Consider the following 10,226-nt stretch of genomic DNA (forward strand, 5'->3'; position numbering starts at 1 on the left):
TAGGCCTCTAGACGATGGGGACGTCTCAATCAAGAGGCGCGAATTCTATTGAGGCTTTGATGGGTCGTCAACCCCTGCATGAAAATTTTTTACGACTACACTTAAGCGATGTTATGGAAATCGCGGTCACACAGGGCCTGAACCTCTATGTCTACATTCCTGCTGGTCATTCTTGCTGTGTTTACAGCGCTGAGCGCTGTCGGCGCGCTGTGGTTTATGCGCTGGCAGGAACAGAAGCGCCTTGAACGCGCCCGTCAGGCTGTCGAGCACGCTGACCGCATGGGTGAACTCAGCATGATTGGCGAAACCCTTGCCCCGTGGCTCAGCCAGGGCTGTAAGCAGTTTCTCGCTCACAAGATTCAACATCACGCCGGCCAGCTGCAACAACTGGGCATCAAAGCCGATCAGCGTTGCAACCGCGCTATCGAAAACGCTAACCAATGGATGGACGCAGCCAAAGGCGGCAAGACTCCCCTTCCCGCTCAAAGCAGTAAAGCGCAGGAACTGCGCAACCTGATTACCCTGCTGATCGAATACATCCGCAATGAATACAAGAAAAACCTGGTCGCTGCCGCCGAGGCCCGCCCCCTGCTGGCAGAGCTGAAGATTCTGAATGTGCGCATCGCAGCTGCGGTATTCGAAAGCAAAGCCATCGCCGCAGAGAACATGAATAACCACAGCCAGGCCGTGCATTATCTGAAGAAAGCCATGGCAGCCTTACAGGTGGTCGAGAAGCCTACCCCTGACATTGTTGATATGCTGGCCGATATCAAGCAGCGTCACGAACTGCAGCTCGCTCAGCTGCAAAGCAATAATACCGGCAATCGTCTGGAAGCAGCGGCAGAAAAGTTGGCGGAAGATGATGACGCCTGGAAGAAAAAGAACTTCTGAGCAGCCTGAACAGATTCCCCCGCTAATCCCGGGCCGACGCCAAATCAGCTGCCCGGCGCTGCTAACTGCCTGATTAATCCCTTCAGCTCGTCACGCAATGCTTTTCCCTGCTCTACGTCCACACCGGTCTGACACAGAATATCCGCCGGTATGTGTTTCGCCTGCTCCCTGAGCGTCTTACCGCTATCCGTCAGATCCACTTCGACCACCCGCTCATCTTTTGCCGAACGCCGGCGCACCAGCAAGCCATTGCTTTCCATGCGTTTGAGCAGAGGCGTAACCGTCCCGGTATCCAGCTGCAGTTGTTCACAGAGAAATTTAACCGTGACCGGCAGTGCCCCCTGCGTGGCAGGACGCCCTTTTTCCAGCGCCTGCCACAGAACCAGCATCACCAGATATTGCGGATACGTCAGCCCGAGCGCCTGCAGCATTGGCTGATAGGCCTGAGTAATCAGCCGAGACAGCGTATAAACGCTGAAACACAGCTGATTATCCAGATGCAGTTGCGGGTACTGATCCTCTGCCATCAGGCGCTGCCCAGCTGAGCTTCAATATCGGCTTTAAGCTTTTCCGGTTTAGTCGTTGGCGCATAACGCTTCACAACCTTACCCTGGCGATTAATCAGGAATTTGGTGAAATTCCATTTAATGCCCTTACTGCCAAGCAGGCCCGGCGCTTCGCTTTTCAGCTGCTGATACAGCGGTGCAGCACCGTCGCCGTTCACTTCGATTTTGGCGAACATGGGAAAGCTGACGCCATAGTTCTTCTGGCAGAAAGCGCCGATGGTGGCGTTATCGCCTTTTTCCTGATGGCCAAACTGATTACACGGGAACCCCAGAATCACCAGCCCCTGATCTTTGTATTGTTGATACAAAGCTTCCAGCCCTTCGTACTGGTAGGTAAAGCCGCATTCACTGGCGGTATTAACAATAAGCACCACGCTGCCCTGATACTCACTCAGATCCTGCTCTGTGCCACTCAGCAGCGGCATACGATATTCAAGTACTGACATTCTGACCTCTGATTCCGCTCAAACGGATTGTATTGTTATCAATTAGATTGCACACAATATAATTACCCCAAAAGAAAAACAACCATGCACGAGCACGGCAATCAGGCTCACACCTGAGTGCTGCTCCGCGTGGCGCTGGCAGGTAACGGCCGGGTTAACTGGCCTTCGCTGAGTCAGTCGTCTGTTTTCAGATCGAGAGAGGCAGAGTTGATGCAGTAACGCAGGCCGGTTTCATCCTGCGGACCATCGGTAAAGACATGGCCAAGATGCGCGTCGCATTTGTGACAGCGGACTTCGGTGCGCACCATAAAATGACTGGTATCTGTGTATTCGTCGATCACTTCATCACTGACCGGCTTAAAAAAGCTGGGCCAGCCGCAGCCGGAATCGAACTTGGTATCAGACAGGAACAATGGCTCACCACAGCACACGCAGTGATATACGCCCTTATCTTTGGTGTTCCAGTAACGCCCGGTAAAAGCCCGTTCAGTACCGGCTTCGCGGGTGATGTGATATGTTTCCGGATCGAGTTCGGCGGCCCACTCTTCGTTGGTCTTTTCGACTTTTTTCACCTGATTTCTCCTCAACGATTGTCTGTAAACCAAATCTGTGAAACAGCACGGCGCATACAGACTTTCAGAGCTAAGCTTCGAAGAGTATCATGCCCACTTTTCCTTTCAATACAGGCAGTAAGGTCCCATGCAGGAAATTCTTAAATCCAACAAACTGGCGAATGTGTTTTACGATCTGCGTGGGCCGGTACTGCAGGCGGCGAAGCGAATGGAAGATGAAGGTCACCGTATTCTGAAACTGAATATCGGTAACCCGAAACCATTTGGCCTGGACGCGCCGGATGAAATCATCCAGGACGTTATTTATAACCTGCCGGATTCTGAAGGCTATCAGGATTCCAAGGGCCTGTTTTCTGCGCGTAAAGCCATCATGCAATACGCCCAGCAGAAGAACATCGCCAACGTCACCATCGACGACATCATTCTCGGTAACGGCGTCAGTGAGCTGATCGTTGCCAGCATGCAAGGTCTGCTCAATAACGGTGACGAAGTACTGCTGCCAGCACCGGATTACCCGCTGTGGACCGGTGCCGTGGCTCTGTCCGGCGGTCGCCCGGTGCATTACATCTGTGATGAAGGCGCTGGCTGGATGCCGGATCTGGACGACATGCGCAGCAAAATCACCGATAAAACCCGCGCCATGGTGTTGATCAACCCGAACAACCCGACCGGCGCCGTGTACCCGGATGAAATCCTGCTGCAAATGCTGGAAATTGCCCGTCAGCACAACCTGATCGTATTTTCCGATGAAATTTACGACAAAATTCTGTTCGACGGTGTTACCCACACTTCCACTGCGTCACTGGCCGATGACCTGCTGATCATCACCTTTAACGGGTTATCTAAAAACTATCGTCTGGCCGGTTTCCGTTCCGGCTGGATGATTATCAGCGGCGCTAAACACCTGGCCCGCGATTACATCGAAGGTCTGGAAATGCTGGCGCAGATGCGTCTGTGTGCCAACGTACCGGCTATGTACGCTATTCAGACAGCCCTGGGTGGTTATCAGAGTATTAATGATCTGGTGGCGCCGGAAGGCCGTATCTGTCAGCAGCGCAATATCGCCTACGAAATGCTGAATGAAATGCCAGGGGTCAGCTGCACCAAACCACAGGGCGCACTGTACTGCTTCCCGAAAGTGGATCAGAAGAAATTCAATATCCGCAACGACGAACGCATGGTGCTCGACCTGCTGGAACAGCAACGCATTCTGGTGGTTCATGGCACAGCATTTAACTGGCCTTACCCGGATCATTTCCGCGTGGTTTTCCTGCCGCGTCCGGAAGATCTGGATCTGGCCATGGATAAAATGCACAAGTTCTTCTCTGGCTATAAGCAGGCCTGACGGACGCTTATGCTTGATGTCCATATTGATGATTTTTACATGGATGTGGCGGCCACTCTGCTGAGTGGCTTCCGCTACTTTCCGCGTACGCAGACGCTGTTTATCGAAGATATCAGCGGCCCTGACAATATGGATGAATTTGGTCTGCACAGTCCCCGCCATCTGGCTGCCTTAGGCACACTGCAATGGCTGCAGGAAGAAGGTTATATCCGCTTCAGTAATCTCAGCCGCCAGGAATCGGTGGATGATTTTGTGCTGACCAGTAAAGCCTTTACCCGCATGATTGCCATGGCCGATCCGCAATCACTGAAAGGCAACCGCATTGGCGAAACCGACGCCGATAATACCCCGGTATTTCAGCTGCTGGAGTTTGCCCGTCTGCAGGAAGATTCCACCTGGACCGGTGAGCTGGTTAAGCAATATTTTCTGGATTTATAACGACGTCTGTTAAAGCGCATTAAAAAGCAGGCAATAAAAGCCAGACATAAAAAAAGGCCGCTGTTCAGCGGCCTCTTCGTTTCTGCAGCAATCCGGTTTATTTCACCCGCACATCAAACCCGGCGGCTTCCAGTGTCGCATGCAGGTCGTGGCATTTGGCTGGCACACCGACTTTCAGTGTCGGAATATCACGGCGCAGCGGATATTCTTTACGCAGTTTATCGAAGGTTTCGCGCAGGTCCGCATCACTGACATGACGCATCGCGGTGCGCATAACACCATCGTCCACACGGATTTCATAAGCCGCGCGAATCGCGGTTCTCAGCGCCTGATACATAGGCACCTGATCAGAGAAATTCACCCGTTTAACACCCGGCTCAGGTAAAAACTGCGCCAGTTTACGGCGGATCGGCAGACCGAAATGTTCACACAAACCCTGATACACATATTCGGTACCGCGCATTTTGCCATCCAGTGAATAGCCGGCAATGTGCGGTGTGGCCAGCAGGCAGCGACGCAACAGCGGCAGACTGAGCTGGGGTTCGTTTTCCCAGACGTCGAGCATGGCCTCAAAATCGAGGTTGTCATTCATATGGGCCAGCAGTGCCGCGTTATCCACCACCGGGCCACGACTGCTGTTAATCAGACAGGCATCCGGTTTCATCTGCTTGAGACGCGCTTCATCAATCAGATGGTAGGTTGCGTGTTCGCCGTCACGGGTCAGCGGTGTATGCAGAGTCACCACATCCGCCTGCAGGGCTTCGTCCAGCGAGACCAGCTCGCCGACTTCTTCTTCATCTTTGAACGGATCAACCGCCAGCACTTTAGTACCCAGCGCTTCAAGGCGGGTACGCAGCAGCGAGCCGACATTACCGATACCAACAATACCGACGCTCAGATCAGTAAAGCCAATACCGCGCTGGTCGAGCAACACACTGACCGCACTGAGCACGTAATCGACCACGGCCTGAGCATTGCAGCCCGGCGCACTCTTGAAGCCGATATCATTTTCTTTCAGGTAATCCAGATCGATATGATCTGTGCCAATGGTGGCGGTACCGACAAAGCGGATGGAGGAGCCGTCGAGCAGCGCCTTATTAACCCGGGTGACAGAACGCACCAGCAGGATGTCAGCGCCGGCCAGATCAGAGGCCTTCATGGTGCGCCCTTCGATGCGGTGAATATCACCGATCTCAGCAAAGAATTCGTTAACTAGGGGAATATTTTCGTCGGCAACAATGCGCACTGGCGTGTACCTGATGATGAACAAGGGGCCATTTTGGCAATTGTCACCGCTAATGACAATTGCCTGATGACGTTTATATTACTCCGGGCTGACCGGGATCACGCCAGCGCCAGAGTTACCGCCACACCATTAAGCGCAGCATTGCCGCTCAGGGTGTCGATCTGCTGATCATCGGTGAGCTCATTGCAGTTCACCCCGGCGACCCGCGCGGCGACCTGCAGACGGGTTTCCGGCTGATGGTGACCCCAGCCGTGTGGCAGGCTGACCACGCCAGGCATCAGCGCATCGGTCAGCTCAGCGGTGGCGACTACTTCCCCGACCCGGGAAGTCACCTTCACCTGAGCGCCCTCTTCTACACCACGCTGCGCGGCATCTTCTGTGTTCATCAACAGCGTACAGCGGCTTTTGCCCTTGGTCAGACGCTGACTGTTGTGCAGCCAGGAATTGTTGCAGCGGATATGACGGCGGCCGATCAGCGTAAACTCATCGGCCTGCGGCTGCGGCAAAAACTGCGGCAGCGTCAGTGACTGCAATGCCTGCAGATACGTCTCTGGCGTCAGTTGCAGACGCTTGTCTTTGTGGAACAAACGTTGTGGCAGGCAAGGCTGTAATTCGCCCAGATCGATGCCATGAGGCGACTTTTTCAGCTTATCCAGCGTCATGCGATACGGGCCGGATTTGAGCAGCGTATTCAGAATACCCGACGGCTTCAGCAGCCCCATCATGCCGTACATGATGCGGTTTTCCAGACGCTTACCAAAACTGCCGCGGTTGAGTTTTTTCGCCAGCGAAAGCAGGATCTGCCAGTCCTCGCGCACACTGTCTTTGCCCCAGCGACTGCGCTTGTATAACGGTGGCGAATATTTGGCCACGTTGCGCACTGCCAGCACATTAAAAATCAGATCGTAATGATCGCGCTCCAGCGGGCTGCACGGCGGCAGAATAAGATCGGCGTGGCGGCTGGTTTCATTCAGGAACATATCCACCGACACCATAAAATCCAGTGACTCAAAGGCTTTGGTCAGCTGGCCGCTGTTAGGCGTCGACACCAGAGGATTACCAGCCACCGTCAGCATGGCTTTAATCTGCCCTTCTCCGGGCGTGAGTATTTCTTCTGCAAGGGCAGACACCGGCAACTCACCGCCAAATTCCGGCAGACCGCGTACCCGGCTCTGGAATTTATTGTAATGGCCGCGCCCCCCCTGGGCAGCGGTGACTTTTAACAGGTCCACAGCCGGGCGGGTAAACATGGCGCCACCGGCGCGGTCGAAATTCCCGCTGACAATATTCAGCACATTAATCAGCCACTGACACAAGGCTCCCTGTGCCTGCACTGACACCCCCATACGACCGTAACAAACGGCGGATTCTGCACTCAGCCAACGCTTTGCCAGCTCGCGTACATTGTCAGCGCTGACGCCGGTGACAGGAGCGGTATTTTCGGGTTTAAAATCCACGCATAAAGGCGCCAGCGACTGGCTGTCGACGTAGTCAGGCAGCGGCGGTAACTGCGCCTGCAGCTCATGGGTAAAGACATACAACAGCGACAGCAGCAAATACACATCCTGCCCCGGGCGCACGAACCAGTGTTCATCAGCAACGTCGGCGGTTTCGGTTTTACGCGGATCGATGACCAGAATCCGGCCGCCGCGCTCGCGGATACTTTTTAAGCGGTTTTTGATATCCGGTGCCGTCATCAGGCTGCCGTTGGAAGCCAGAGGATTGCCGCCCATAACAATCAGAAAATCGGTACGGTCGATATCCGGCACCGGCACCATTAACTGATGGCCAAACATAAAATAGCTGGCCATATGGTGCGGCAGCTGATCGACCGAGGTTGCCGAAAATTTATTACGGCTGCCAATCGCTCTGAGCATCAGCGGACCAAACAATAAATTGCCGTAATTATGCACATTGGGGTTACCGAGATAGCTGCCAACCGCGTTGCGGCCATGTGCTTTCTGAATACGGTCAAAGCCCTCAGCCGCTTCGTTCAGAGCCTGCCCCCAACTGATTTCCTGCCAGCCGGATGCGGTCTTTTTCAATGGCTGGCGCAAACGGTCCGGATCGTTATGCAGATCCTGCAATGCCGTCGCCTTAGGACAGATATAACCACGGCTGAACGGATCGCTTTTATCACCTTTAATGGAAACAATGTCACCGCTGGCAGACTGCTCAATGCGGATACCGCAGGTGGCTTCACACAGGCTGCAGGTACGTAAGTGTGTTCTGTTGGTCATCGTGTGCTTTCCGGCTGGCCGGTTTTACCGGACTTATTTTTGTGACTTGCTTATTTTTTCACTGACTATACCGGTAACTGAATGGCAACGGACACGCCTTATGTGCCAAAAAAACTCCGGATCGGTCACATTGCCCGTCTATTTCGCCCGGCCAGCACAAAACCAGCACAAAACCCGCACAAAAGCGCATCCGTCAGAGAAATTTATTAGTCAGAGCAGCTCATTAATCCGCAAAATGCACAAATCTGACAGGCATAAAGGACTACAACCTTAGTTGTAATGGGGCAAATTTACTCTTGATAAATTGAAAAAATATCATACACCTCAGCCATTAATCTTATGAATGCTGCACATTATGGGGACTAATGATCATCAAGACGATAAATCCGGTATACTCCGGCCTCCACAGGTGGGTAAAGCGGTTTTAAAGAGGCTGATCGTCTATTTAATAACCTACCTGCCGAAGAAATGAACAATTGGTGCTTAATCACAACGAAACCTACCCCCTCGTTGCTGAACCAAAGTGCTAATACATCGCTAACAAGGCTTTGAGAGGGTCGCTAATGAGTCTGTATTCAGAATACCTGGAAGAAATTGAGGTTCGTAAAAAGGATCTGGGTTTACACCCAAAACCAATCGACAGTGCCGAACTGCTGTCTGAAATCATTGCCCAGATCAAAGATACCGGCAATGCCGAGCGCGAAGCCTCTCTGAACTTCTTTATCTACAACACTCTTCCAGGCACCACTCCTGCTGCAGGCGTTAAAGCTAAGTTCCTGAAAGACATCGTAACCGGTGCAGAAACCGTTGCTGAGATCTCTCCGGAATTCGCTTTAGAGCAACTGTCTCACATGAAAGGCGGCCCTTCTGTTGAAGCCCTGCTGGACATCGCTCTGTCTGACGATGCAAACAACGCCGCTGCCGGTGAAGTTCTGAAGTCTCAGGTATTCCTGTACGACGCAGACACCAAACGTCTGGCTGATGCTTTCAAAGCTGGCAACGCCATTGCTAAAGAGATTCTGGAAAGCTACGCAAAAGCAGAATTCTTCACCAAACTGGACGACATCCCAGAGAAAATCAAAGTCATCACCTACATCGCTGCTGAAGGTGACATCTCTACTGACTTACTGTCTCCAGGTAACCAGTCTCACTCCCGTGCTGACCGTGAACTGCACGGCCTGTGCATGATTTCCCCTGAAGCTCAGCAGGAAATCAAAAAAATGGGCGAAGAAAACCCAGACGCCAAAGTGATGCTGATCGCTGAGAAAGGCACCATGGGTGTTGGTTCTTCCCGTATGTCCGGTGTGAACAACGTGGCACTGTGGGCCGGTGAAAAAACCTCCCCATACATCCCGTTCATCAACAACCGTCCTGTAGTTGCCGGTACTAACGGTATCGCTCCTATCTTCCTGACTACTGTAGGCGTAACCGGTGGTATCGGTCTGGACCTGAAAAACTGGGTACAGAAAAAAGACGCGAACGGCGAAATCGTACGTGACGCAAACGGCGACGCAGTACTGGAAGAAAAATTCTCTGTAGCTACCGGTACCGTTCTGACCATCGACACCAAAGCCAAGAAGCTGCTCGACAGCGAAGGCAACGTGCTGGTTGACGTATCTTCCGCTTTCACTCCACAAAAAGTGGAATTCATGAAAGCCGGCGGTTCTTACGCGGTAACCTTCGGTAAGAAAATCCAGACTTTCGCTGCTGAAACTCTGGGCATCGAAGCACCAGCTGTTTACGCGCCTTCCAAAGAAATCTCCATCGAAGGCCAGGGCCTGACCGCTGTTGAAAAAATCTTCAACCGCAACGCGGTAGGTGTTAAGTCCAAGACTCCTCTGCACACCGGTTCTGACGTTCGCGTTAAAGTGAACATCGTAGGTTCTCAGGACACCACTGGTCCTATGACCACTCAGGAACTGGAATCCATGGCGGCTGCCACCATCTCTCCTGACGTTGATGGTGCTTTCCAGTCCGGCTGTCACACAGCCTCTGTATGGGACAACAAAGCCAAGGCTAACACGCCTAAGCTGATGGCGTTCATGAACGCGTTCGGCGTGATCACTGCCCGTGATCCTAAGGGTGTTTACCCTCCAATGACCGACGTAATCCACAAAGTACTGAACGACATTACTGTGGACGACCGCGCTATCATCATCGGTGGTGACTCTCACACCCGTATGTCTAAAGGTGTCGCGTTCGGTGCGGACTCCGGTACCGTTGCCATCGCACTGGCCACTGGTGAAGCAGCAATGCCAATCCCAGAGTCTGTGAAAGTAACCTTCAAAGGCAACATGAAGCCATACATGGACTTCCGTGACATCGTACACGCTACTCAAGCGCAGATGCTGAAGCAGTTCAACGGCGAAAACGTGTTCCAGGGCCGTGTAATCGAAGTACAGATCGGTACTCTGCTGGCTGACCAGGCCTTCACCTTCACCGACTGGACTGCAGAAATGAAAGCGAAAGCTTCTATCTGTAT

At 52.9% G+C, this 10,226-nt stretch carries 9 protein-coding genes; 4 read left to right on the forward strand and 5 right to left on the reverse strand.

Features of this window, described 5'->3' with window-relative positions:
* Window positions 1-147: 147 nt before the first annotated feature.
* Window positions 148-891 (forward strand): hypothetical protein, encoded by a 744-nt coding sequence (locus B2Z72_RS08655; RefSeq protein WP_297004581.1) that lies wholly within the window; start codon window positions 148-150, stop codon window positions 889-891.
* Window positions 892-935: 44 nt separating this feature from the next.
* Here the strand turns inward: B2Z72_RS08655 and B2Z72_RS08660 are convergent, their stop codons facing one another.
* From B2Z72_RS08660 to msrB, 3 genes are all read right to left on the reverse strand, one after another.
* Window positions 936-1,418, reverse strand: a complete 483-nt coding sequence (locus B2Z72_RS08660) for a MarR family winged helix-turn-helix transcriptional regulator (RefSeq protein ID WP_297004584.1) — start codon at window positions 1,416-1,418, stop codon at window positions 936-938.
* A complete protein-coding gene (locus tag B2Z72_RS08665) occupies window positions 1,418-1,903 on the reverse strand; it encodes a glutathione peroxidase (RefSeq protein ID WP_296983618.1) in 486 nt (161 codons plus the stop codon). The genes B2Z72_RS08660 and B2Z72_RS08665 overlap by 1 nt, the downstream gene beginning before the upstream one ends.
* Before the next feature lie 173 nt (window positions 1,904-2,076).
* Window positions 2,077-2,475, reverse strand: a complete 399-nt coding sequence (gene msrB / locus B2Z72_RS08670; RefSeq protein ID WP_296983619.1) for a peptide-methionine (R)-S-oxide reductase MsrB — start codon at window positions 2,473-2,475, stop codon at window positions 2,077-2,079.
* Window positions 2,476-2,602: 127 nt separating this feature from the next.
* On the opposite strand from msrB, the gene B2Z72_RS08675 reads away from it, so the two are divergent.
* Together B2Z72_RS08675 and B2Z72_RS08680 are read left to right on the forward strand one after the other, a co-directional pair.
* Window positions 2,603-3,820 carry a pyridoxal phosphate-dependent aminotransferase gene (locus B2Z72_RS08675; RefSeq protein ID WP_297004587.1) on the forward strand — a complete coding sequence of 406 codons (1,218 nt, stop codon included), beginning with the start codon at window positions 2,603-2,605 and terminating at the stop codon, window positions 3,818-3,820.
* Window positions 3,821-3,829: 9 nt separating this feature from the next.
* A complete protein-coding gene (locus B2Z72_RS08680) occupies window positions 3,830-4,258 on the forward strand; it encodes a hypothetical protein (protein ID WP_297004590.1) in 429 nt (142 codons plus the stop codon).
* A 97-nt stretch (window positions 4,259-4,355) separates the two neighbouring features.
* Here the strand turns inward: B2Z72_RS08680 and pdxB are convergent, their stop codons facing one another.
* Both pdxB and B2Z72_RS08690 read right to left on the reverse strand, forming a co-directional pair.
* Window positions 4,356-5,504 (reverse strand): 4-phosphoerythronate dehydrogenase PdxB, encoded by a 1,149-nt coding sequence (pdxB, locus tag B2Z72_RS08685; RefSeq protein WP_296983622.1) that lies wholly within the window; start codon window positions 5,502-5,504, stop codon window positions 4,356-4,358.
* Between the two features lie 98 nt (window positions 5,505-5,602).
* Entirely contained in the window at window positions 5,603-7,744 is a 2,142-nt protein-coding gene (locus tag B2Z72_RS08690) for a molybdopterin oxidoreductase family protein (protein ID WP_296983623.1), read from the reverse strand.
* A gap of 563 nt (window positions 7,745-8,307) precedes the next feature.
* On the opposite strand from B2Z72_RS08690, the gene B2Z72_RS08695 reads away from it, so the two are divergent.
* Window positions 8,308-10,226 (forward strand): aconitase family protein (locus B2Z72_RS08695; protein WP_297004592.1); only part of this gene is annotated, 1,919 nt, incomplete at its 3' end.

The sequence above is a fragment of the Thalassolituus sp. UBA6592 genome (genome assembly GCF_002433655.1).
Taxonomy (GTDB): Bacteria; Pseudomonadota; Gammaproteobacteria; order Pseudomonadales; family Oceanobacteraceae; genus Venatoribacter.